Raw genomic sequence first — 24149 nt, 5'->3', positions numbered from 1 at the left:
GTGAGTTCAGAAACGACGTCCCGTCCCCCGCAGACGGCGGGGGCGGGCGGCGACACGATACGCAGGATCGTTCTGGCAGTGGTGAGTGTGCTGGCGGTGGTCGCCCTCGTCGCGGCCGCCTGGTTCGGCTTCGGGTGGGGGCGGGCCCTGCTCGTGGACCGTCCGGCGGCCGAGGCGCGGGACGCGGCCCTGTCCGGGGCGATGCAGGCCGCGATCAACCTCAACAGTGTCGACGCCGCCGACGTCGACACGTCGATCGAGAACATGCGGTCGTCGATCACCGGCGAGGCCCTGAACAACGATCTGGCCGCGACGGAGCAGCAGATCCGGGAGCAGGTGGCCCAGACGGGCACGGGCATGTCGGCAGACGTGCTGTTCGGTTCGCTGACCGCGCTGGACACGGACGCCGACACGGCGCAGGCCCTGATCGTCCTGGCGGTGAAGACCACCTGGCCCGACAACTTCGTCGAGAACAAGGTCACCGTGAACGTGGCGATGCGCAAGGACGGCGACGTGTGGAAGGCGGAGACGATCCAGCCGCTGGACTCGGTGCAGCTCGGTGCCGGGCCGGCGGAGGGCGCGCAGCAACCCGCGCCGCCCGAACCCGCCCCCGTGCCCCCGGCCGAACCCGCCCCCGTGCCCCCGGCCGAACCCGGTCCCGCCGCAGGCGAGTGAGCCGATGAAGGAGAGTGTGTAGTGCCCCCGCAGCGTCGCAAGCCCAATCCGGCCGGCCCCCCGAGGGGGCGACGGCCCAAGATCGCGGGGACGGGCCGGACAGGCGGTGCCGTCCGCCCCGAGGCCACCGGGCCCACCCCGAGCGGACCCACCCCGCCGGAGTCCCCCTCGCCCGAGTCCACCCCGCTCGAGCCGACCCCGCCCGAGTCCCCCCCGGCTCCGACGGCGGGAGCGGGAACGGCGGCCGCCGAAGCGACCGGGTCCTCGGCGGCCCCGGCGGGGCCGGGCTCCGGATCCGACCGGACGAGCGCCCCGGAGCCGCATGAACCGGCGCCCGTCGACGACGGTGGGGACGCGGAGGAGCCGGCAGCGCAGGCCGCCGGCACCGCCTCGCGCGGCAGCTGGCGTGCGGTGGCGATCGTCGGCGGGGCCGCGCTCGCGCTCGGTGCGTTCGCCGCGGTCGCGGCCGCCCGTCCCGGCGCGACGGGGAGCAACGAGGCGTGGGTCGACAGCACCGCGACGTCCGAGGTCACCGCCGCTGCCGGCAATGCGATCGAGACGATGCACGGCTACAACTACGAGACGATCGACGAGGACTTCGCCGAGATCCGCGAGGTCCTCACCCCGCCGATGCGGGAGGAGTTCGATCTGACCGCGGAGGTCACCAAGCAGGCGGCGGTGCAGACGCACACCGCGACGGAGGTGCGCATCGACCACATCGGTGCGTCGATGCTCGACGACGACCGGGCCGAGGTCGCGGCGTTCATCAGTGTCAGCGCGACCGGCGACGCGGTCGCCCAGGGCAGTGCGTCGGCGCCGCTTCTGGTGCGGATGGAGAAGATCGACGGCAAGTGGCTGGTCTCGGAGATCCGGGACAGCTGACGAGCGCGCCGACCGGGAATCGGCCCGGTTGCTCTTGACGCGGGCGGCGTGAGCGGTCACTCTATCGGTACGCACGCACGAACATGCGTCCTGGGCGCCCGGGGTCGGGCGCTTCTTTTCGTGCCGTCGCTCGACATCTGCGACTTTTGGGTGTAAGTTCGGACTTTGCGCTGGCTGCCTCCTGTCCATCTCTCGACCGCATCGCGGGGAGCGTTGCCCTCCGGGGCCCGTTCCGCCGACTTCGCGGTGGGGTTGTCGTTCGGGTCGCAACCAGCGATAACGCCCCACATGAAGAAGCAGGTACAGCGGCGGTCGCACCGGTTGGAGCGGCCCGCGTGAGGTGCTGGAAGGACGCATCTTGGCAGTCTCTAGCCAGACCAAGGCAGTTGCCGGAATCCCCGGAGCCCCGAAGAGGGTCTCGTTCGCAAAGATTCGCGAACCTCTCGAAGTCCCCGGGCTCCTCGATCTACAGACAGATTCCTTCGAATGGCTGATCGGCTCCGAGCGCTGGCGCGCGCTCGCTGCCGAACGCGGTGACGGTCCCGTCGTCGGCGGCCTCGAGGAGATCCTGGCGGAGCTCTCTCCGATCGAGGACTTCTCCGGGTCGATGTCCCTGTCCTTCTCCGACCCGCGCTTCGACGAGGTCAAGGCCTCCGTCGAGGAGTGCAAGGACAAGGACATGACGTACGCGGCGCCGCTGTTCGTCACTGCCGAGTTCATCAACAACAACACCGGCGAGATCAAGAGCCAGACGGTCTTCATGGGTGACTTCCCGATGATGACCGACAAGGGCACCTTCATCATCAACGGCACCGAGCGCGTCGTCGTCTCGCAGCTGGTGCGTTCCCCGGGCGTGTACTTCGACCGCGCGGTCGACAAGAGCACCGAGAAGGACCTGCACAGCGTCAAGGTGATCCCGGGCCGCGGCGCGTGGCTCGAGTTCGACGTCGACAAGCGCGACACCGTCGGCGTGCGGATCGACCGCAAGCGCCGCCAGCCGGTCACCGTGCTGCTCAAGGCGCTCGGCTGGACCAACGAGCAGATCGTCGAGCGCTTCGGCTTCTCCGAGATCATGATGTCCACTCTCGAGAAGGACAACACGGCCGGCACCGACGAGGCCCTGCTCGACATCTACCGCAAGCTGCGCCCGGGCGAGCCGCCCACCAAGGAGAGCGCGCAGACCCTGCTGGAGAACCTCTTCTTCAAGGACAAGCGCTACGACCTGGCGCGCGTGGGACGTTACAAGATCAACAAGAAGCTGGGCCTGAACGCCGGCCAGCCGATCGAGGCGTCGACCCTCACCGAGGAAGACATCGTCGCCACCATCGAGTACCTGGTGCGCCTGCACGCGGGGGAGACCACCATGACGGCGCCGGGCGGCGTCGAGGTTCCCGTCGAGGTCGACGACATCGACCACTTCGGCAACCGTCGCCTGCGCACCGTCGGCGAGCTCATCCAGAACCAGATCCGCGTCGGCCTGTCCCGCATGGAGCGCGTCGTCCGTGAGCGGATGACCACTCAGGACGTCGAGGCCATCACGCCGCAGACGCTGATCAACATCCGTCCCGTCGTGGCCGCGATCAAGGAGTTCTTCGGAACCTCCCAGCTGTCGCAGTTCATGGACCAGAACAACCCGCTGTCGGGCCTGACCCACAAGCGCCGCCTCTCGGCGCTGGGCCCGGGTGGTCTGTCCCGTGAGCGCGCCGGCCTCGAGGTCCGCGACGTCCACCACTCGCACTACGGCCGCATGTGCCCGATCGAGACCCCGGAAGGCCCGAACATCGGCCTGATCGGCTCCCTGTCGGTGTACGCGCGGGTCAACCCGTTCGGTTTCATCGAGACCCCGTACCGCAAGGTCGAGAACGGCATCGTCACCGACCAGGTCGACTACCTCACCGCCGACGAGGAGGACCGCCACGTCGTGGCGCAGGCCAACTCGCCGGTCGACGCCGACGGCCGCTTCAGCGAGGAGCGCGTCCTCGTCCGCAAGAAGGGCGGCGAGGTCGAATTCGTCGCGGCGACCGAGGTCGACTACATGGACGTCTCGCCGCGGCAGATGGTGTCCGTGGCCACGGCCATGATTCCGTTCCTCGAGCACGACGACGCCAACCGTGCCCTCATGGGTGCGAACATGCAGCGTCAGGCCGTGCCGCTGGTGCGCAACGAGGCCCCGGTCGTCGGTACCGGCATGGAGCTGCGTGCCGCCGTCGATGCGGGCGACGTCGTCGTCACCGAGAAGTCCGGCGTGATCGAGGAGGTCTCGGCCGACTTCATCACCGTGATGGCGGACGACGGCACCCGCCGCACCTACCGTCTGCGCAAGTTCGACCGTTCGAACCAGGGCACCTGCTCGAACCAGCGGCCGATCGTGGACGAGGGGCAGCGCGTCGAGTCCGGTCAGGTCCTCGCCGACGGCCCCTGCACCGAGAACGGTGAGATGGCGCTCGGCAAGAACCTCCTCGTGGCGATCATGCCGTGGGAAGGCCACAACTACGAGGACGCGATCATCCTGTCGCAGCGCCTCGTCGAGGAGGACGTGCTCACCTCGATCCACATCGAGGAGCACGAGATCGACGCCCGCGACACCAAGCTCGGTGCCGAGGAGATCACCCGCGACATCCCGAACGTCTCGGACGAGGTCCTCGCGGACCTGGACGAGCGCGGCATCGTGCGCATCGGCGCCGAGGTGCGCGACGGCGACATCCTCGTCGGCAAGGTCACCCCGAAGGGCGAGACCGAGCTGACCCCGGAGGAGCGGCTGCTGCGCGCGATCTTCGGTGAGAAGGCCCGCGAGGTGCGTGACACGTCGCTGAAGGTGCCCCACGGCGAGACCGGCAAGGTCATCGGCGTCCGCGTGTTCTCGCGCGAGGACGACGACGATCTGCCCCCGGGTGTCAACGAGCTCGTCCGCGTGTACGTCGCGCAGAAGCGCAAGATCCAGGACGGCGACAAGCTCGCCGGCCGGCACGGCAACAAGGGCGTCATCGGCAAGATCCTCCCGCAGGAGGACATGCCGTTCCTGCCCGACGGCACCCCGGTGGACATCATCCTCAACACGCACGGTGTCCCGCGTCGTATGAACATCGGCCAGATCCTCGAGACGCATCTCGGCTGGATCGGCAAGGCCGGCTGGAACGTCCAGGTCGCCGGCGACGGTGAGCGTCCCGAGTGGGCGAAGAACCTGTCCGACGACATGCTCGCCGCCGATCCGGACACCAACATCGCCACCCCGGTGTTCGACGGTGCCCGCGAGGACGAGCTGACGGGTCTGCTCGGCTCGACGCTGCCGAACCGCGACGGCGAGGTCATGGTCGGCGCGGACGGCAAGGCGACGCTGTTCGACGGCCGTTCCGGCGAGCCGTTCCCGTACCCGGTGTCGGTCGGCTACATGTACATCATCAAGCTGCACCACCTGGTCGACGACAAGATCCACGCCCGTTCGACCGGCCCGTACTCGATGATCACCCAGCAGCCGCTCGGTGGTAAGGCGCAGTTCGGTGGCCAGCGGTTCGGTGAGATGGAGTGCTGGGCCATGCAGGCCTACGGTGCCGCGTACACGCTGCAGGAGCTGCTCACCATCAAGTCGGACGACGTGGTGGGCCGCGTGAAGGTCTACGAGGCCATCGTCAAGGGCGAGAACATCCCGGAGCCGGGTATCCCCGAGTCCTTCAAGGTGCTCCTCAAGGAACTCCAGTCGCTGTGCCTGAACGTGGAGGTGCTCTCCAGCGACGGCGCGGCCATCGCGATGGCCGACGGCGACGACGAGGACCTCGAGCGGGCGGCGGCCAACCTGGGCATCAACCTTTCCCGCAACGAGTCGGCCACGGTCGACGACCTCGCGAACTAGGAGCCGACCCGATGGGATGCACTCCCGCACGGCGGACTGCATCTCGTCGGGCCCCGGCAGCAACAGCGACAACTAGCAGCAACAAAACCCGTGAAGGGGAAAGGAAGTTACGTGCTCGACGTCAACTTCTTCGATGAACTCCGCATCGGCTTGGCCACTGCGGAAGACATCCGCAACTGGTCGTACGGTGAGGTCAAGAAGCCGGAGACCATCAACTACCGCACGCTCAAGCCCGAGAAGGACGGCCTCTTCTGCGAGAAGATCTTCGGCCCCACCCGGGACTGGGAGTGCTACTGCGGCAAGTACAAGCGTGTCCGCTTCAAGGGCATCATCTGTGAGCGCTGCGGCGTCGAGGTGACTCGCGCCAAGGTGCGCCGCGAGCGCATGGGCCACATCGAGCTCGCCGCGCCGGTCACGCACATCTGGTACTTCAAGGGTGTGCCGAGCCGCCTCGGTTACCTGCTCGACCTGGCGCCGAAGGATCTCGAGAAGATCATCTACTTCGCCGCGTACGTCATCACGGCCGTGGACGACGAACTGCGCCACAACGAGCTCTCGACCCTCGAAGCCGAGATGGAGGTCGAGAAGAAGTCCGTCGCCGACCAGCGCGACGCCGACCTCGAGGCACGCGCGCAGAAGCTGGAAGCCGACCTGGCCGAGCTCGAGGCCGAGGGTGCCAAGTCCGACGTCCGCCGCAAGGTCAAGGACGGCGGCGAGCGCGAGATGCGTCAGCTGCGTGACCGTGCCCAGCGCGAGCTGGACCGGCTCGAGGAGATCTGGAACACCTTCACCAAGCTCAAGCCGAAGGACCTGATCGTCGACGAGCTGCTCTACCGGGAGCTGCAGGACCGCTACGGCGAGTACTTCACGGGTGCGATGGGCGCCGAGTCGATCCAGAAGCTCATCGAGAACTTCGACATCGACGCCGAGGCCGAGTCGCTGCGCGAGACCATCCGCAGCGGCAAGGGCCAGAAGAAGCTGCGCGCCCTCAAGCGCCTGAAGGTCGTCGCGGCCTTCCAGCAGTCCGGCAACTCGCCCATGGGCATGGTCCTCGACGCGGTGCCGGTGATCCCGCCGGAGCTGCGCCCGATGGTGCAGCTCGACGGTGGCCGCTTCGCGACCTCCGATCTCAACGACCTGTACCGCCGCGTCATCAACCGCAACAACCGCCTCAAGCGACTGATCGACCTCGGTGCCCCCGAGATCATCGTCAACAACGAGAAGCGGATGCTGCAGGAGTCGGTGGACGCGCTGTTCGACAACGGCCGTCGCGGCCGGCCGGTCACCGGCCCGGGCAACCGTCCGCTCAAGTCGCTGTCCGACCTGCTCAAGGGCAAGCAGGGCCGGTTCCGTCAGAACCTGCTCGGCAAGCGTGTCGACTACTCGGGCCGTTCGGTCATCGTCGTCGGCCCGCAGCTCAAGCTGCACCAGTGCGGTCTGCCGAAGCTGATGGCCCTCGAGCTGTTCAAGCCGTTCGTGATGAAGCGTCTGGTCGATCTGAACCACGCGCAGAACATCAAGTCCGCCAAGCGGATGGTCGAGCGGCAGCGTCCGCAGGTGTGGGACGTGCTCGAAGAGGTCATCAACGAGCACCCCGTGCTGCTCAACCGTGCTCCCACGCTGCACCGTCTCGGCATCCAGGCGTTCGAGCCGCAGCTCGTCGAGGGCAAGGCCATCCAGCTGCACCCGCTGGTGTGTGAGGCGTTCAACGCCGACTTCGACGGCGACCAGATGGCCGTGCACCTGCCGCTGTCCGCGGAGGCGCAGGCCGAGGCCCGCGTGCTGATGCTGTCGTCGAACAACATCCTGTCGCCGGCATCGGGTCGTCCGCTCGCCATGCCGCGTCTGGACATGGTGACGGGTCTGTTCCACCTGACCCGCCTGGTCGAGGACGCGCCCGGCGCGTACCGGCCGGCCACCGACGGTGAGCCGGAGCAGGGCGTGTACTCGTCTCCCGCCGAGGCGATCATGGCCGTGGACCGCGGTGTGCTGTCGGTGCAGGCCCCCATCAAGGTGCGCCTGGAGCGGCAGCGGCCGCCGAAGGACCTCGAGACGGAGCTGTTCCCCGACGGCTGGAACTACGGCGACGGCTGGACCGTGCAGACCACGCTCGGTCGCGTGCTGTTCAACGAGCTGCTGCCGGTGAACTACGGCTTCGTCAACGACGTCATGCCGAAGAAGCGCCAGGCCGCGATCATCAACGATCTCGCCGAGCGCTACCCGATGATCGTCGTCGCGCAGACCGTCGACAAGCTCAAGGACGCCGGCTTCTACTGGGCCACCCGTTCGGGTGTGACCGTGTCGATGGCCGACGTGCTGGTGCCGCCGGAGAAGAAGGAGATCCTCGAACGCTACGAGGCGTCGGCGGATCAGCTCGAGCGCAAGTTCGCTCGTGGTGCCCTCTCGAAGGAGGAGCGGCGCGACTCGCTCGTCAAGCTGTGGCAGGAGGCGACCGAAGAGGTCGGTCAGGCCATGGAGGCGCACTACCCGGACGACAACCCGATCCCGACGATCGTGAAGTCCGGCGCCGCGGGCAACATGACCCAGATCCGCTCGCTCGCGGGCATGAAGGGTCTGGTGACGAACCCGAAGGGCGAGTTCATCCCGCGTCCGATCAAGTCCTCGTTCCGCGAGGGCCTGACCGTGCTCGAGTACTTCATCAACACCCACGGTGCGCGTAAGGGTCTGGCCGACACCGCGCTGCGTACCGCCGACTCGGGTTACCTGACCCGTCGTCTGGTGGACGTGTCGCAGGACGTCATCGTCCGCGAGACCGACTGCGGCACGCCGCGCGGCATCGAGATGATCATCGCCGAGCCCGAGCGGGACGGGACGGGCGCCGAGACCGGTCGTCTGGTGCGCGACGCCCACATCGAGACCAGCACGTACGCCCGTACGCTGGCCACCGATGCGGTCGACGCGGACGGCAACGTCGTCGTCACCCGGGGCAGCGACCTCGGCGACCCGGCGATCGAGGCCCTGCTGGCCGCCGGCATCCGGAAGGTCAAGGTCCGCTCCGTGCTGACCTGCGACACCGGTACCGGCGTGTGCGCCACCTGCTACGGCCGCTCGATGGCGACCGGCAAACTCGTCGACATCGGCGAGGCCGTCGGTATCGTCGCCGCCCAGTCCATCGGTGAGCCCGGCACGCAGCTGACGATGCGTACGTTCCACCAGGGTGGCGTCGGTGAGGACATCACCGGCGGTCTGCCCCGAGTGCAGGAGCTGTTCGAGGCCCGCGTTCCGAAGGGCAAGGCGCCCATCGCCGACGTCTCCGGCCGCGTGCGACTCGAGGACGACGACCGCTTCTACAAGATCACCATCGTCCCGGACGACGGTGGCGAGGAGGTCGTGTACGACAAGCTGTCGAAGCGTCAGCGTCTGCACGTCATCCGTAAGGCGGACGGCACCGAAGGTGTCCTCGCGGACGGCGACCACGTGGAGGTCGGTCAGCAGCTGCTCGAGGGTGCGGCCGATCCGCACGAGGTGCTGCGGGTCATGGGACCGCGCCAGGTGCAGGTCCACCTCGTCAACGAGGTCCAGGAGGTGTACCGCAGCCAGGGTGTGTCGATCCACGACAAGCACATCGAGGTCATCGTGCGCCAGATGCTGCGCCGCGTGACGATCATCGACTCGGGGTCGACGGAGTTCCTCCCCGGATCGCTGGTCGAGCGCAGCGAGTTCGAGGCCTCGAACCGGCGCGTCGTTGCCGAGGGCGGGGAGCCGGCTGCCGGCCGTCCCGTGCTCATGGGCATCACGAAGGCGTCGCTGGCCACCGATTCGTGGCTGTCGGCGGCGTCGTTCCAGGAGACCACTCGCGTGCTGACCGACGCGGCGATCAACTGCCGCTCGGACAAGCTGATCGGTCTGAAGGAGAACGTGATCATCGGCAAGCTGATCCCGGCCGGCACCGGCATCAACCGGTACCGGAACATCCAGGTGCAGCCGACCGAGGAGGCCCGCGCGGCCGCCTACGCGATCCCGTCGTACGAGGATCAGTACTACTCGCCGGAGGGCTTCGGCCAGAACACCGGCGCTGCGGTTCCGCTCGACGACTACGGTTACTCCAGCGACTACCGGTAGAGCCGTCGCCGCAGCCGGTTCGCCGGCCGCGGTCAGGCACCTGCCGTAGCCACGAAGGTCCCGCCCTCTTCTCTTCGGGGGCGGGGCCTTCTGGGTTCCGGGGGTACCCGCGCGGCGACCCAGTCGATCCGCTAGTTTGGGTAGGCACTCCTAATTAATCGAAGGGAACGCCAGTGCCGTCGACCCGAATCCCGAGATTGCTTGCCGCAGCCGGTCTCGCCCTCGCATTCGTCCTGACCGCGTGCTCGTCGGGCGGCGACGACCCCTCCGAGGCATCCGGCTCGGGCGCGGGCGCGTTCCCCGTGACGATCGAGCACGCCCTCGGCAGCACCACGATCGAGACCGAACCCGAACGGGTGGTCACGTGGGGCTTCGGGAGCACCGACGCCGCGCTCGCGCTCGGGGTCGTCCCCGTCGCCATGCCGGCACAGTCGTACGGCGGTGACGAGCAGGGTGTCCTGCCGTGGATCGGAGACGAGCTCACCGAACTCGGTGCCGAGACACCGACGATCCTGCAGAACGACGGCACGGACGTGCCGGTCGAGCAGATCGCGGCGGCCCGCCCGGACGTCATCCTCGCCAACTACTCCGGGCTCACCCAGGATCAGTACGACACCCTCAGCCGGATCGCTCCCACCGTCGCGTACCCCGGTGAGCCGTGGGCCACCCCGTGGCGCGACGTCGTCTCCACGGTCGGGCAGGCGCTGGGCCGGTCCGCCGACGCCGAGCGCCTGATCGCCGACACCGAGGCGATCATCGCCGACAAGGCCGCCGCGTACCCGCAGTTGCAGGGCCGCACCGTCGCCGCGGTATGGGACACGGGCGACACGTTCTACGTCTACAAGCCCGCCGATTCGCGGGTGGAGTTCCTCACCGACCTCGGTCTCGTCAGCGCCCCGAGCGTCACCGAACTGAGCACGGACGAGTCCAGCTTCTACTTCACGATGAGCTTCGAGGAGGTCGGCAAGCTCACCAGCGACATCCTCCTCTCCTACGCCGACGACGCCGCAGCGCAGGAACGCACCCTCGCCCAGCCGTGGGCGCAGACCATGCAGCAGGTCACCGAAGGCAGGGTGGCGACGGTGAACGGCACCGAGCTGATCGCCGCGGTGTCGCCCCCCACGGTCCTGTCCCTGACCTGGGGGATAGATGCCTACCTGGAGGCGCTCGCCGCCGCGGTGAAGTAGGGGCTCGCCGCGGTGCAGTAGGGGCGGCTCGCCGCGGTGCAGTAGGGGCGGCTCGCCGCGGTGCAGTAGGGGCGGCTCGCCGCCGTGCAGTAGCGGCCGTTCCCGGTCAGCGCGGGATGTGGAAGTCGACCAGGGCGGCCTCACCGGCACCGAGGTCGTGCCACGTCCCGCGCACCTCGAGCACCGCCACGGCGGAAGTCGGGAACTTCTCGACGATCTGACGGGCGGCGTCGGAGTCGTGGTCGGCCGAGAGCAACAGCGTCGTCGCCGACAGGACGGGCTCGTGTCCCACGACGAGCAGCGTGGACACGTCGTCCGGGACCCGGCGGATCGCGGCGACCACCCGCTCCGGTGTGGTCTCGTAGAGGTCGTCGAGGAAGTCGGTGGACGCCTCGACGGCGGCCTCTGCGAGCGTCTTGCGGGCCCGCGTCGCGGTCGAACACAGCACCGCGTCGACGGGGGGCTGGTGGGCCCGCAGCCAGCGCCCGGCGAGACCGGCCTCGCGCCGCCCGCGGGGGGCGAGCGGGCGCTCGTGATCGGCGACGTCGTCCGGGTACGCGGACTTCCCGTGCCGCAACAGGATCAGGGTGCGGGTCATGGGTTCACCCTAGGCGGTGACGTTCACCGGCGGCCGACGCGTGCCACCGCCCGCACCTCGTCGTCGACCGTGAACCACAGGGTCAGCGAGTCGGCGTCGTGCCGGGCGCGCAGGACGAGCGTGTCGCCGGCGACAACCGGTCGAAGATGCTCGATCGCCGCACGATACGGGGCCGTCTGCAACTCCGGCCGTCCGGCGAGGTGCTCCTCGATGCCGTGCCAGTAGGCGGCGTTGTTGACGTGGTCGAACGGGTCGATGTCGGTGGCCCGCAGCGGGAAGTGCGTGCCGGCGTCGGCGTCTGCGGACGGCGTGGGCGGCAACCATGCCCGCCACCGCAGACGGGTGTCCGCGGCGTGACGAGCCATGTGTTCCCAGAGCCGGTCGCTGATCCGAGCCGGCATGCCGTTGGTGGGCCCGATGTTGATCCAGAACGCCGACGTGTCCATCGCGGCGCCGCCGGTGCCCTCGAACCGCACACGGACGTTGGCCCATCGCGTGGACAGGGCGTCACACCATCGGCGCAGTTCGAGCTGTTCCCGGAAGCGGGCCGGCCGGTGCACGTCGACGACGGTGCGGCGCACGATCCACAGCGGATCGGTGTCGGTGGCGTCGACGGCGTCGAGGTTGTCGGTGCCGATGTCCTGCAGGTAACGGGCCACGCCGTCGAGCCGGAGCCGTTCCCGGCTGTCGACGTCGCCGGTGCGCACCGTGCGCGTGGACCGGAACGCGTCGTCGGGCGGGGGAGCGGTGGCGAGGGGCTGCGCCCAGGCGTCCTCGGGTACGTGCTTTCCCGGTGCCGCTGCCGCGGCGGTATCCGTAGGTGCCGCTCCCGCGGCGGTGTCTGCGGTTGCCGCTCCCGCGGCGGTATCCGAACCCATGCGTCCCCCTGGTCTTCGTCGGGCCCCGCCGATTCTGACAGTTGCGGGGCAGGCCCGCAGCGAATCTTGCGAGCGGCGGACCCCGAGGCTACAGTCGATATAACTGTTACCGGATGTCACATGAAATCCGGTCCCGGCTCTTCGAGGACGCGACATGGCCTACGTGATCACCCAGACGTGCTGCAACGATGCGAGCTGCGTCGCCGTGTGCCCGGTGAACTGCATCCATCCCACTCCGGAGGAGCGGGAGTTCGCACAGACCGAGATGCTGCACATCGATCCGCAGACCTGCATCGACTGCGGCGCGTGCGCGGACGCCTGCCCGGTCGAGGCGATCTTCCCCGAGGACCGGCTCACCGAGGCTCAGACCCGGTTCAAGGACATCAACGCGGAGTACTACACGGCGCATCCGATGCCCGAGAACTGGAACCCGCTCACCCCGACGCCCGCCCCGCCCCGGGGGCAGGAGACTCTGCGCGTCGCGGTTGTCGGGGCCGGGCCGGCGGCGTGCTACGCCGCGCAGGAACTACTCGAGCGCTCGAATGTCGAGGTGGAGATGTTCGACCGGCTGCCGACCCCCTGGGGCCTGGTCCGCAGCGGCGTCGCGCCCGACCATCCCGGGACGAAGGCTGTCACCGAGTCGTTCGAGTGGTCGTTCCGTCGCGAGGCGTTCGCCCTGCACCTCGACGTCGAGGTGGGCCGCGACATCGACCACGACGAGCTGCTCGCCCATCACCACGCCGTCGTCTACGCCACCGGCGCGTCCGCCGACCGCAGTCTCGGCATTCCCGGCGAGGACCTGCCCGGCAGCCATGCCGCCACCGAGTTCGTCGCCTGGTACAACGGCCACCCCGACTACGCCGACCGGGTCTTCGATCTCTCCGGTGAACGCGCCGTCCTCGTCGGCAACGGCAACGTCGCACTCGACGTCGCCCGCATTCTCACCATGGACGTCGACGAGCTGGCCCGGACCGACATCGCCGACCACGCGCTCGAGGCGCTGCGCCGGAGCAACATCCGCGAGGTCGTCCTGCTGGGCCGCCGAGGGCCGGCGCAGGCGGCCTACAGCAATCCGGAGTTCCTCGCCCTCGGTGATCTGAACGGGGTCGACGTCGTCGTCGACGAGTCCGAGCTCGACCTCGACCCCGCCAGCGCGGAGCTCGCCGCGGCGGATCCCGCCGTCGCGATGCGGATGCGGCTCGCCCGCGAGTACGCGCGCCGCGAACCCCGGCCGGGGAACAAGCGCATCGTGTTCCGTTACCTCGTGTCACCCACCGCGATCGAGGGCACCGACCGGGTCACGGGCCTGCGGGCGGTGCGCAACGAACTGATCCCCGGCGACGACGGTGCGCTCGTCGCCCGCCCCACCGAGCAGACCCTGCATCTCGACGCGCAGCTGGTGCTGCGCTCGATCGGCTACCGCGGGGTTCCGCTCCCGGGGGTGCCGTTCGACGAGCGGCGCGCGATCGTTCCCAACGAGGACGGGCGGGTCACCGGGGCCGGACCTGGCGTGTACGTCGCCGGGTGGATCAAGCGCGGGCCGAGCGGCGTGATCGGCACCAACAAGGCATGCGCCAAGGAAACGGTCGCGGCTCTGCTCGCCGACTTCGACGCCGGTCGGCTCGCGCGGCCGGCGTACGGCCGGCGGGAACTCGATCGCCTGCTCGGGCAGCGGCGCCCGAGCCGGGTGGGACTGAGCGGCTGGCACGAGATCGACGAGGCCGAGCGCGCGGCCGGTCGTGCGGCCGGCCGGCCACGGGTCAAGCTGACCGATCGTGCGCGCCTGACGAAGACGGCGGCCGGCCGCCCGCGGTCGGGACGCAGCCTGCTGCGTCTGGTCCGCCGATAACCGGTTGGGGCTTCGTCTGCACCGGCACTAGAATCTTCCGACGGTGCCCGGCACCGCCCGCGGCGACGTCCGCCGGGGGAGCGCAGGCCGGGATGTCGATCCGCCGCGCTGTCGGGGCGCGCGCTGGTCGCCGGGCACGTCGAGGGTGACACGCGGTCCACACCGGCGGTGACACGCGGCTCGCGCCGGCGGTGACACGCGGCTCGCGCCGAGACGGTCGTCGCCGTCCGGCACGACGTGGTGCCCGGCCCTCGACTCCGTTCCGGCAGGTCCGCCTGCCCTCGCGCCTCGAGAGGACCGACCCATGACAGCCCCCCATGCGGGCCCGGCCGCCGCGCCGGTGAGCGACAAGCTCGACGCGGCAGTTCTGAAGATCGCCTCGGTGGTGGTGCTCGGCGCCATCATGTCGATTCTCGACGTGACCGTCGTCTCCGTCGCCGTGCCGACGTTCATGGAGGAGTTCGACGCCGGCTACGCGACCGTCGCGTGGACCATGACCGCCTACACGCTGGCGCTCGCCAGCGTGATTCCGCTCACAGGCTGGGCCGCGGACCGGTTCGGCACCAAGCGCCTCTACCTCGCCGCACTCGTCCTGTTCGTCGCCGGTTCCGTGCTGTGCAGCATGGCGTGGGACATTTCTTCGCTCATCGCATTCCGGGTCGTGCAGGGCCTCGGTGGCGGCATGCTCATGCCGCTCGGCATGACGATCATGACCCACGCGGCGGGCCCGCACCGGGTCGGCCGCGTGATGGCGGTGCTCGGTATCCCGATGCTGCTGGGCCCGATCGGCGGCCCGATTCTCGGCGGGTGGCTGATCGACACCGCCAGCTGGCACTGGATCTTCCTGATCAACCTGCCCATCGGTGTCCTGGCGCTCGTCGCCGCCGTGGTGATCCTGCCCAAGGACCGCCCGAGCAGGTCCGAGTCCTTCGACTTCGTGGGCATGGCGCTCCTGTCGCCGGGGCTGGCGCTGTTCCTGTTCGGTGTCTCCTCCATCCCGGAGGTCGGCACCGTCGCCGCGACGCGGGTCCTCGTCCCCGGCGTGATCGGCGTCGCGCTGATCGCCGCGTTCGTGTTCCACGCCATGCGCGCCCGGAACCCGCTCATCGACCTGTACCTGTTCCGCAACCGCCAGCTGACGTTCGCGGTGCTCACCATGTCGGTGTTCGCGATCGCGTTCTTCGGTGCGGGGCTGCTGTTCCCCAGCTACTTCCTCCAGGTGCGGGGCGAGTCGACCCTGGCGGCGGGCATCCTGCTCGCACCGCAGGGCCTCGGCGCCATGCTCACCATGCCGGTCGCCGGTCGGCTCGTCGACCGGATAGGCCCCGGGAAGATCGTGCTCGTCGGCCTGACCCTCGTCACGCTCGGCATGGCGGTCTTCACGCAGGTGGGCACGGACACCTCCTACGTCCTGCTCCTCGGCGCGCTGTTCGTCATGGGCATGGGCATGGGCGCCACGATGATGCCGACGATGACGGCCGCGCTGCAGACGCTGACCCATCAGAGCGTGGCCCGCGGGTCGACACTGATGAACATCGTCCAGCAGGCCGCCGGCTCCGTGGGCACCGCGACCATGTCGGTGATCCTGAGCAGCCGCCTCGCGACCCCGGCGGGGGCACCCGAGGGCGGGGGACAGATGGACCAGGCGGCGCTCGACCAGATGCCCGCACCGGTACAGGAATCGATCCTCACCTCGCTCGCCGACGCGTTCGCGACCACGTTCCTCGTCGCGACCGTTCTCATGGCGCTCGCGGTGATCCCCGCGCTGTTCCTGCCGCGCACCCGCGTCAAGCATCCGGCGGGGGAGGGACTGCAGCCGGTCGTCGTCCACTGAACCACCCGCCCGGAGGGGCCGTGACGTAGGTCGCGGCCCCTCCGCGCGTCTGCGGCTAACCTCGTTCCGGCACCACGACGGCGACCCGAACGGACGATCCCATGAGCATCGAACCCACCGACCCACGCTCCGCGTCGACAGACGGACAGCCGCGTCTGTGCCGGCGCACCCTCTTCGGCGGGGCCGGTGCCGTCGCCGCCGCCGCGGTCCTGTCCGCGTGCGGCGCCGAGAGCGAGGGCACCGAGCGGGCAAGCACCGACAGCGCCCCCGCCGCGCCGACCACGCCGCCGGAGCCCGGTCCGGACGCCACGGTCGTCGCCGCCGCGGCCGACATCCCGGTGGGCAGCGGTGTCCTGTTCGCCGACCGGCGTCTCGTGGTGACGCAGCCCGTCGCCGGGGACTACCGGGCGTTCGTCGCGCTGTGCACGCATTCGGGGTGCAACATCACCGGTGTCGAGGCCGACGAGATCGTCTGCGACTGTCACGGCAGCCGGTTCCGTCTGGACGGGACCGTGAGCCGAGGTCCCGCCCGCAAGCCGCTGAAGGCGCGCCCGGCCGCGGCCCGCGGTGCGGACGTCGTCGTCGACTGATCTACGCGATCGGCTGAGCGGACGGGCGGGGGCGGAGTAGATTCGACCGCGACATCATCCCTGAAGTGCTGACCGGCAAGGGGACCCCATGGTGCGCAGGGGGCCGTTGATCACGTTGGCGGCGGTGGTGGTCCTCGCCGCCGTGCTGCTCGCGGTGAATGTCTCCAAGGAGGACGACGGCGCGACGCCGGCCCCGGGTCCTGCCGCGACGGCGGCGCCGGACCCCACGACGACGGCGACCTCGGCTGCGGTGGAGTTCCCCGCGCAGGCCACCTACGTCGGACAGATCCCCGTCGCGACCGGGACTCTCACGCTCGCGATCGCCGTCGAGGGCAAGGACGCCGTCGCGTACGCGTGCGACGGCAGCGCGGTCGAGTCGTGGCTGGCCGGCGACGCAGAGGCCGGCCGGCTCGAGCTCGAGGGCCGGGAAGGAGCCCGTCTCGACGGCGAGTTCGACGGCGCGACGGTGCGCGGCACCCTGTGGCTCGGCGACCGCAGCTGGACCTTCGACGCCGCGCCGGCCGAACCGCCCGCCGGCCTCTACCTCGCGAACGTCGGCGATGTCCGGGCGAGCTGGATCGTCACGCAGGACGGAACCGTCACGGGCGTGCTCCGCGGCGGCGACGGCGGCACCACACCTGCCCCGGCCCTCGCACCCGACGGGACGGCGGTCGTCGACGGGGAGACCGTGACCGCGGACCCGGTGTCCGGCAGCGACACATTCTGACGTGCCACCGCGCGGTGACACCGAGAGGAGGACGGATGAGCACACCGCAGGTCCATCCCGCCGCGCCGCCGCGCACGGCCCCCGTGATCGTCGCATTCCTGGTGGGTGCCCTCGTCGCGGTGGGGCTCGGCGCCTACGGCCGTGTGCACGAGCCGGCCTTCTTCTCGATCAACGTCGCCGGGTTCTCCAGCCCGACCGCGGTCAAGACCTGGCTGGCGACCCTCGCCGGCGTGCTGGCACTGGTGCAACTCGTCTCGGCGGCCGGGATGTACGGCCGGTTGCCGGGACTGCGCACGCCGAGCTGGATCGGGACCCTGCACGTATGGTCGGGCCGCCTCGCTGTGCTGGCGACCGTCCCCGTCGCCGTGCACTGCCTGTATGCGCTCGGTTTTCGCACCGGCGAGCCGCGGGTGCTGTGGCACTCGCTGGCGGGATGCCTCCTCTACGGGGCGTTCGTCACCAAGATGCTGCTGCTCAGTCGGCGGGGCCTGCCGGGATGGGCGGTTCCGGTGGCCGGCGGTGTCCTGTTCACGGCGATCGTGGTCGTGTGGACGACCTCGGCGCTGTACTTCTTCCGCACGACGGGCATCACGTTCTGACGCACCGACCCACTGTGTCCCTCCCACGATCGGAGCCGGAAAATGGATCTCGAGCAGTTTCCCGTCAGCCGCCGTTCGGTGCTGCTCGGTGCCGGGGTGGCCGCCGTGGCCGCCGCCGCGGCCTGCAGCACGTACGGCGACGAGCCGGCCTCCGGGCAGACCTCCGCGGCGGAGGACGCCGGCACCGGGGCCCCGGCCGGCGCGGCTGCAGGACAACCCCTCGCGGCCGTCGCCGACATCCCCGTCGGCGGGGGACAGGTCTTCCCCGATCAGAAGGTCGTGGTGACCCAGCCGGCCGCGGGCGAGGTGCTCGCGTTCAGCGCGATCTGCACCCATCAGGGCTGCACGGTCGCGGCCGTGCAGGACGGCACGATCAACTGTCCCTGCCACGGCAGCCGGTTCAACCTCGACGGCACCGTCGCGAACGGTCCCGCCGCGCGTCCCCTCGAGAGCAGGGCTGTCACCGTCGACAACGGCGAGATCACACTCGCGTAATCGGTTCCGCCGTCCCGTCGCCGGACCGTCCGGGGCGGCACCGGGATAGGGTCGACTGCGTGATCGGACCTCTGCGCGACTGGCGGCCGCGGGCGTTGCGTGACGGCGACGAACCCGACGCCCGCTTCACCCTCGCCAACGAGCGCACGTTCCTCGCGTGGATCCGCACCGCGCTCGGCGTGATCGCGGCGGCCGTCGCGCTCGAGACCTTCGCCGGCGACGTCGTGGGACCGGTGGTGCGCACCACGCTGGCGTGCGCCCTGCTGGTCTTCTCCGCGGTCCTCGTGGTCGCCGCACTGCGGCGCTGGCTGCAGATCGAGGCCGCGATGCGCACCGCACGCCCCCTGCCGCCGCCGCGGATCGCCTTCCTGCTCGCCGCGATGCTGGCGGTCGGGGCTCTGGCCCTCGCCGCGGCGCTCCTCCTGTGACCGTGCCACCGGGTCCACGACGCGAGCCGGGTCGGCGATGAGACACGACGACCCCGGGTTGCAGCCGGAGCGCACCACTCTCGCGTGGCTGCGCACGGCGACCGGCCTGGGAGCGGTGGTCCTGCTGTTCCTGCGCCTGGCGCCCGGCCCGGCACCCGTGGTGGTGGCGATCGGCCTGCTGTGCCTGCTGCCGGCGCTCGTGCTGCTCGTGACGAGCGGACGCGAGCACCGGGCCCGGGTGAGCCGCTTCATCGAGGGACGGGCGAAGCATCACTGGTGGCGCAACATCGTCCTGACCGTCACGGTCGTCGTCCTGGCGCTCGCCGCCACCGCGCTCATCGTCACGTCGAAGGTGTGAGCGCCGCCCAGGCCGAGGCTCCGGCCGGTTCGGCTCCTTGGAACCGGACCAGACCCGTCCGGGCCACCGCGGCCCCTACGAACCGGCCCCCTGCCCCGAACGCCGGTCGAGGTCGATCACCCGGGCGCCGCCCTGCGCCGCGGCCACCCTGGTCTCGGTACCGTCCTCGGTCACGGCGACGATCTCGCACCGGCACAGCGCCTGTCGCCGGCTCGAGTCGACGACCGTCGCCTCGGCTCGCAGCAGCGTGCCGCGACCCGGGCGCAGGTAGTCGATGGTGAACCCGGTGGTCACGATGGACGATCCGAGCACGGTTCCCGCTGCGAAGGTCAGGGAATTGTCCGCCGCATAGGCCAGCACTCCACCGTGTACGAACCCGAACTGCTGCAGCAATTCCGGGCGCAAAGGGATCTCGAGCACCGCGCGTCCCGGCTCGTACCCGACGACCCGGGCACCGACCAGGACGCTGAACGGTTGCGCGGCGAGCACGGCCGCCGCGTCGTCCACTCCGCGAAGTTCCACGGCCTGCAGTCTGCCCCACCCTGTCGGGAAGGGCCATATCATTCGCGCATGACGCAGCCACCTCCGTCGCCGACGGTCCGTTGGCCCGACCTCGCCGCCCTCGAACTGCTCGTCGGCATCGACGATCACGGCGGGCTCGGCGCGGCTGCTCGCGCGGCCGGTGTCGCGCAACCCAATGCCAGCCGTGCGGTGCGCCGCCTCGAGAAGCAGCTCGGGGCCGTGCTCGTGCGCCGGGGGCGCGCCGGGTCGGCGCTCACCCCGGAGGGCACCGTGGTCGCGCACTGGGCGCGGCAGACCCTCACCGACGCCCGTCGACTGCTCGACGCCGCGGCGGCGTTGCGCACCGACCGGCAGGCCGAACTGACCGTGGCGGCCAGCATGACCGTCGCCGAACACCTCATCCCGCGCTGGCTGGGCCGCTTCCGCGGTCTCCACGACGACGTGCACATCCAGTTGCAGGTCCACAACTCGCGGCAGGTGTGCGACGCCGTCGCGGCAGGCCGCTGCCACGTCGGATTCGTCGAAGCTCCCGCCGTTCCACCGGGACTGCACAGCACCCCGGTGGCGCAGGACCGGCTGGTGGTGGTCGTCACGCCGGCTCATCCGTGGGCGCGCCGCCGGCGACCGCTCACCGTCGCCGAACTCGCGGCGACGCCGCTCGTCGTGCGTGAGGAGGGGTCGGGGACGCGGCACACGCTCGACCTCGCCCTGCGCGAGTTCGATCGGCCGGCACCTCTGCTCGAGCTCGGCAGCGGCGCCGCGGTACGCACCGCGGCGCTCGGGGGTGTCGGTCCGGCCGTGCTCAGCACCTTGGCCGTGGCCGACCACCTCGCGGCCGGGGAACTGCGGGCCGTCGACGTCGAGGGCCTCGATCTGGCCCGCACCCTGCGCGCGGTGTGGCGCCCCCCTCGCAAGCTCGCCGGCCCGGCCGGGGACCTGGTGCGGATGATCGTCCGCGGCGCCTGATCGCGTGCCGATCGCCCCGATCGGCCCGGATCAGCGTTCCGGTGCGTCATCATGATCGTCGAGGACACTGCCATCGGGAGTGGGACATGGACGCATCGCGGCACCACGGGACGTCGCGGTGACGGTCGCCGAGGTCGACCGTCGCCCGCAGCGAGCGGGCTCGGTCCTCGCGACGCTGATCCTGGTCGCCACCGTCGCCAACCTCAATCTCTCGGTGGCCAACATCGCACTGCCCGCGATCGGCCGGGCATTCGACGCGAGCCAGACGGAGTTGAACCTGGTCGCCGTCGGGTATTCGCTGGGTCTGGCCGCGTCGGTGCTGTACCTGGGGGCGCTCGGGGACCGCTACGGCCGCAAGCAGTTGCTCGTGCTCGGTGTCGCCCTGTCGATACCCACGTGTCTGCTGGCGGCCTTCGCGCCGAACATCGAGGTGCTGTTCGCGGCCCGGCTGGCCGGCGGTCTCGCCGCGGGACTGGCATATCCCACCACTCTGGCGCTGATCACCGCGTTGTGGTCGGGAGCCTCACGGACCCGCGCGATCGCGTTGTGGTCGGCGACCGGCGGGGCGGTCGCCGCGCTCGGACCGCTGTTGTCCGGTCTGCTCCTCGAGTACTTCTACTGGGGCTCGGCCTTCCTGATCACCCTGCCGCTCGCCGCCCTCGCCCTCGTGGCGGCCGCAGTGCTGATCCCCGCGCACGTCAACGAGACCACCGGTCCCGTCGACCATGTCGGCGGAGTCCTGTCGGTGCTGTTCGTGGCGGCGCTCGTGATGACGGTCAACCTCGCACCCGAGAGCGGCCGCGCCACGGCAGCCCTGGTCTGCGCGGCCGTCACCGCCGTCGCGGGCGCGGTGTTCGTGTGGCGGCAACGGCGGGTGCCCGAGCCGCTGTTCGACCTGAAGGTGGCCGCGCGGCCGACGTTCTGGGTGGCTGCGGTGGCAGGCATCATCGTGTTCGGAACCCTGATGGGCGCGATGTTCGTCGGGCAGCAGTTTCTGCAGAACGTGCTCGGTTACTCCACGCTCGCCGCCGGGTCGACGATCCTCCCCGCCGCCGCGTGCATGCTCGTCGTGGCTCCGTACTCGGCCCGCCTGGTCGAGAGCCGGGGTGCCCGCACCACATTGCTGCTCGGCTACGCGTTCATCCTCCTCGGGCTCACCGTCGCACTGACGATGTGGGACGAGACCTCCAGCTACTGGCAGATCGCCCTCGCGTACGCCTTCGTCGGGGCCGGGGTGGGTTTCGCCGGCACGCCCGCCTCGCGCTCGCTCACCGGCTCGGTGCCGGTGACCCGCGCCGGGATGGCGTCCGCGACGGCCGACCTGCAGCGGGACCTGGGCGGGGCCGTGATGCAGTCGGTCCTCGGGGCGTTGCTCACCGCCGGGTACGTGGCGTCGATCTCGGCGGCCGTCGCATCGTCGCCGGACGCGGACGAGATCAGCGACCAGACCCAGGCTGCGCTGACCAAGTCGTTCGCGAGTGCCGCCGATCTCGCGGAGCGGTACCCGCAGTACGCCGACGCCATCATGGCCGCGGCGCGCGCGGCATTCCTCGCCGGGGACACGAAGGCATATGCCGCCGCCCTTCTCGTCGTCGCCGCCGGAGCCGTCCTGGTGTTCTTCGCATTCCCGAAACGCGACGCCGAACGGCGGCTGCTCGCGTCGTACCGCGCTCGAGACGAACGCGCCGAGCCGGCGGTGGACGAACGCGCCGAGCCGGACGGCCGGTCGGAGGCCGCGCCCGGCGACGTGGACCGTTAGCGCGGTTCGCCGCCGCGGTGCCGGGTCAGCGCGGTTCGCTGCTGCCGTGCAGGGCGCCGACTCCGGCGACGATCACCAGCGCGATGCCTGCCGCCGCGGCGGGCTGGACCCATTGGCCGAGCACCAGCGCACCCGCCAGTGCCGCCGCCGCCGGTTCGAGGGCGATGAGGATCGCGAACACGTTTCTCGGCAGATCGCGCAGCGCCCGCATCTCCAGGCTGTAGGGGATCACGGAGGACAGCAGGGCCACCACCGCCCCGGCGCCGAGAATCGCAGGATCGGCCAGGCCGGCGCCGGCGGTTCCGAGACCGAAGGGCAGGACGAGCACCGCCGCGACGGTGGTGGCGACGGTCAGGCCCGCCGCGCCGGAGACGGTGGCGGCCACGTGCGAGCCCGCGACGATGTACCAGGCCCAGCCGGCCGCGGCGAGCAGCGCGAATCCGACCCCGGCCGGGTCGAGCGCGTCGCCGTCCCCACCGAGGCCGCGCGCCCCGAGGAGGGCCACCCCGGCCAGCGCGAGGGCCACCCACAGCGCGTCCCGCGGGCGGCGGGAGAGCACCGCGGCGAGGGTGAGCGGTCCGAGGAACTCGATCGTGACCGCTGCCGCGAGCGGGAGCCGGGCGATCGCCACGTAGAAGAAGCCGTTCATCGCGGCCAGGCTCACCCCGAGGGCGGCCGCGCCGCGCCACTGCGCCCGGCCCCAGTGCCGCACCGACGGCCGTACCGCCGCCCACAGGATCACCGCGGCGAGCGTCAGCCGCAGCGTGACCGTGCCGAGGGCGCCGACGTCGTCGAACAGGGTGCTGGCGAAGGCCGCACCGAACTGCAGGGAGAGCACCGAGCCGAGCACGGCCGCGACGGGCACGGTCCGGCTGCCGCCTCGTGGCGCCCGTGCCGTGCTGCTCATGCGTCCTCCGGAAGTCCCGGGATCCGTCGTCCCGCGTGTGACGAATGTTGCCGCACGGCAGCACGATCGGCAGCAGCGGCGACGCCGCGCAAAAAAACAATCACAAGAGCTTGCTTTTCCGTGCCGCGAGTGTGACTCTGGTCGCATGACGGAGCTGCAACCGCTTCTCGACGATCTGCGTGCCGAGGGCGAGGACCTCGATGCCCTCGTCGCCGACCTCCCGGACGAGCGCTGGGCGACTATGACGCCCGCCGAGGGCTGGACCATCGCCCACCAGGTCGGGCATCTGCTGTGGACCGATCGGGCCGCCCTCACCGCCGTCGAAGACCCGGAGGCGTTCGTCGCCGGGCTCGGCGAGATCACCGACCCGGACCGCTTCGTCGACGACGGGGCGCGGGAGCAGGCCCGCCGGCCGCCGGCCGAACTGCTCGCCGACTGGCGCGCGGCGCGACGCGCCCTCGCCGACGCCCTCGCGGCCGTTCCGGCCGGGACCAGGATCGTCTGGTACGGCCCGCCCATGAGCGCGGCTTCGATGGCCACGGCGCGGCTGATGGAGACCTGGGCGCACGGCGCCGACGTGGCCGACGCGCTGGGCGTCCCCCGGACCCCCACCCACCGGCTGCGCCACATTGCCCATCTCGGTGTCCGCACCCGCGACTTCGCGTTCACCGTGCACGGGCGCACCCCGCCGGCCGAGCCGTTCCGCGTCTGCCTCACCGCTCCCGACGGGCGGGAGTGGACGTGGGGTCCCGAGAGCGCCGCCCAGACCGTCACCGGATCCGCCGTCGACTTCTGCCGCCTGGTGACCCAGCGGGTCCACCGCACCGACACCGACCTCGTCGCCACCGGACCGGACGCGGATGCATGGCTCGAGCTCGCGCAGGCGTTCGCCGGTCCGCCCGGCGCCGGGCGCACCCCGGACGGAGCGACCGCGTGAACGCGCAGCCGGCGGGCCGTGCGGTGCG

General features: G+C 70.7%; 20 protein-coding genes. 16 read left to right on the top strand and 4 right to left on the bottom strand.

Going from position 1 to position 24149, the window contains the following annotated elements:
- Positions 1-78 precede the first annotated feature (78 nt).
- From ACWPQI_RS17375 to ACWPQI_RS17355, 5 genes are all read left to right on the top strand, one after another.
- Positions 79-675, top strand: coding sequence for a type II restriction endonuclease (locus ACWPQI_RS17375; protein ID WP_040271969.1), 597 nt, complete (start codon positions 79-81; stop codon positions 673-675).
- A 21-nt stretch (positions 676-696) separates the two neighbouring features.
- Positions 697-1557 carry a hypothetical protein gene (locus tag ACWPQI_RS17370; RefSeq protein ID WP_474738409.1) on the top strand — a complete coding sequence of 287 codons (861 nt, stop codon included), beginning with the start codon at positions 697-699 and terminating at the stop codon, positions 1555-1557.
- A 340-nt stretch (positions 1558-1897) separates the two neighbouring features.
- Positions 1898-5404, top strand: a complete 3507-nt coding sequence (gene rpoB, locus ACWPQI_RS17365; RefSeq protein ID WP_010592008.1) for a DNA-directed RNA polymerase subunit beta — start codon at positions 1898-1900, stop codon at positions 5402-5404.
- 111 nt (positions 5405-5515) lie between these two features.
- On the top strand, positions 5516-9487 hold the full coding sequence (locus ACWPQI_RS17360; RefSeq protein WP_010592007.1) for a DNA-directed RNA polymerase subunit beta': 3972 nt from the start codon (positions 5516-5518) through the stop codon (positions 9485-9487).
- 197 nt (positions 9488-9684) lie between these two features.
- Positions 9685-10674, top strand: coding sequence for an iron-siderophore ABC transporter substrate-binding protein (locus tag ACWPQI_RS17355; protein WP_119699923.1), 990 nt, complete (start codon positions 9685-9687; stop codon positions 10672-10674).
- 106 nt (positions 10675-10780) lie between these two features.
- On the opposite strand, the gene ACWPQI_RS17350 is transcribed toward ACWPQI_RS17355, so the two are convergent.
- A complete protein-coding gene (locus ACWPQI_RS17350) occupies positions 10781-11272 on the bottom strand; it encodes a SixA phosphatase family protein (protein ID WP_010592005.1) in 492 nt (163 codons plus the stop codon).
- A gap of 23 nt (positions 11273-11295) precedes the next feature.
- Positions 11296-12150, bottom strand: coding sequence for an acyl-[acyl-carrier-protein] thioesterase (locus ACWPQI_RS17345; protein ID WP_140188748.1), 855 nt, complete (start codon positions 12148-12150; stop codon positions 11296-11298).
- A 154-nt stretch (positions 12151-12304) separates the two neighbouring features.
- Between ACWPQI_RS17345 and ACWPQI_RS17340 the strand changes: the two genes are divergently transcribed.
- The 8 genes from ACWPQI_RS17340 (at position 12305) to ACWPQI_RS17305 (ending at position 19030) form a co-directional block, all read left to right on the top strand.
- Positions 12305-13999 carry an FAD-dependent oxidoreductase gene (locus ACWPQI_RS17340; protein ID WP_010592003.1) on the top strand — a complete coding sequence of 565 codons (1695 nt, stop codon included), beginning with the start codon at positions 12305-12307 and terminating at the stop codon, positions 13997-13999.
- A 304-nt stretch (positions 14000-14303) separates the two neighbouring features.
- The gene (locus ACWPQI_RS17335; protein WP_010592002.1) at positions 14304-15833 is read left to right on the top strand and encodes a DHA2 family efflux MFS transporter permease subunit; all 1530 of its coding nucleotides are present in this window, start codon (positions 14304-14306) and stop codon (positions 15831-15833) included.
- 101 nt (positions 15834-15934) lie between these two features.
- The gene (locus ACWPQI_RS17330) at positions 15935-16423 is read left to right on the top strand and encodes a Rieske (2Fe-2S) protein (protein ID WP_017680013.1); all 489 of its coding nucleotides are present in this window, start codon (positions 15935-15937) and stop codon (positions 16421-16423) included.
- Positions 16424-16511: 88 nt separating this feature from the next.
- A complete protein-coding gene (locus tag ACWPQI_RS17325; RefSeq protein ID WP_029539835.1) occupies positions 16512-17150 on the top strand; it encodes a hypothetical protein in 639 nt (212 codons plus the stop codon).
- A 35-nt stretch (positions 17151-17185) separates the two neighbouring features.
- Positions 17186-17749 (top strand): DUF6529 family protein, encoded by a 564-nt coding sequence (locus ACWPQI_RS17320; protein WP_040271976.1) that lies wholly within the window; start codon positions 17186-17188, stop codon positions 17747-17749.
- A 42-nt stretch (positions 17750-17791) separates the two neighbouring features.
- Positions 17792-18244 carry a QcrA and Rieske domain-containing protein gene (locus ACWPQI_RS17315; protein WP_017680010.1) on the top strand — a complete coding sequence of 151 codons (453 nt, stop codon included), beginning with the start codon at positions 17792-17794 and terminating at the stop codon, positions 18242-18244.
- A 59-nt stretch (positions 18245-18303) separates the two neighbouring features.
- Positions 18304-18672: a YidH family protein gene (locus ACWPQI_RS17310; protein WP_010591997.1), complete on the top strand. Its 369-nt coding sequence runs from the start codon at positions 18304-18306 to the stop codon at positions 18670-18672.
- Between the two features lie 37 nt (positions 18673-18709).
- Entirely contained in the window at positions 18710-19030 is a 321-nt protein-coding gene (locus ACWPQI_RS17305) for a DUF202 domain-containing protein (RefSeq protein ID WP_010591996.1), read from the top strand.
- Between the two features lie 75 nt (positions 19031-19105).
- Here the strand turns inward: ACWPQI_RS17305 and ACWPQI_RS17300 are convergent, their stop codons facing one another.
- Positions 19106-19537: a PaaI family thioesterase gene (locus ACWPQI_RS17300; RefSeq protein WP_040271979.1), complete on the bottom strand. Its 432-nt coding sequence runs from the start codon at positions 19535-19537 to the stop codon at positions 19106-19108.
- A 63-nt stretch (positions 19538-19600) separates the two neighbouring features.
- Here ACWPQI_RS17300 and ACWPQI_RS17295 point away from each other — a divergent pair, with 63 nt between their 5' ends.
- Both ACWPQI_RS17295 and ACWPQI_RS17290 read left to right on the top strand, forming a co-directional pair.
- Positions 19601-20518: a LysR family transcriptional regulator gene (locus ACWPQI_RS17295; protein WP_017680005.1), complete on the top strand. Its 918-nt coding sequence runs from the start codon at positions 19601-19603 to the stop codon at positions 20516-20518.
- A gap of 118 nt (positions 20519-20636) precedes the next feature.
- The gene (locus tag ACWPQI_RS17290) at positions 20637-22277 is read left to right on the top strand and encodes an MFS transporter (protein WP_017680004.1); all 1641 of its coding nucleotides are present in this window, start codon (positions 20637-20639) and stop codon (positions 22275-22277) included.
- 25 nt (positions 22278-22302) lie between these two features.
- On the opposite strand, the gene ACWPQI_RS17285 is transcribed toward ACWPQI_RS17290, so the two are convergent.
- The gene (locus tag ACWPQI_RS17285; protein ID WP_026137587.1) at positions 22303-23184 is read right to left on the bottom strand and encodes an EamA family transporter; all 882 of its coding nucleotides are present in this window, start codon (positions 23182-23184) and stop codon (positions 22303-22305) included.
- Positions 23185-23329: 145 nt separating this feature from the next.
- Here ACWPQI_RS17285 and ACWPQI_RS17280 point away from each other — a divergent pair, with 145 nt between their 5' ends.
- Positions 23330-24121, top strand: coding sequence for a TIGR03084 family metal-binding protein (locus tag ACWPQI_RS17280; RefSeq protein ID WP_010591990.1), 792 nt, complete (start codon positions 23330-23332; stop codon positions 24119-24121).
- The last annotated feature ends 28 nt before the right edge of the window (positions 24122-24149 follow it).

The organism is Rhodococcus sp. LMD (assembly GCF_056108245.1).
Note: the sequence above shows the minus strand (reverse complement) of the source record. Positions and strands in the feature narration are given on the sequence as shown.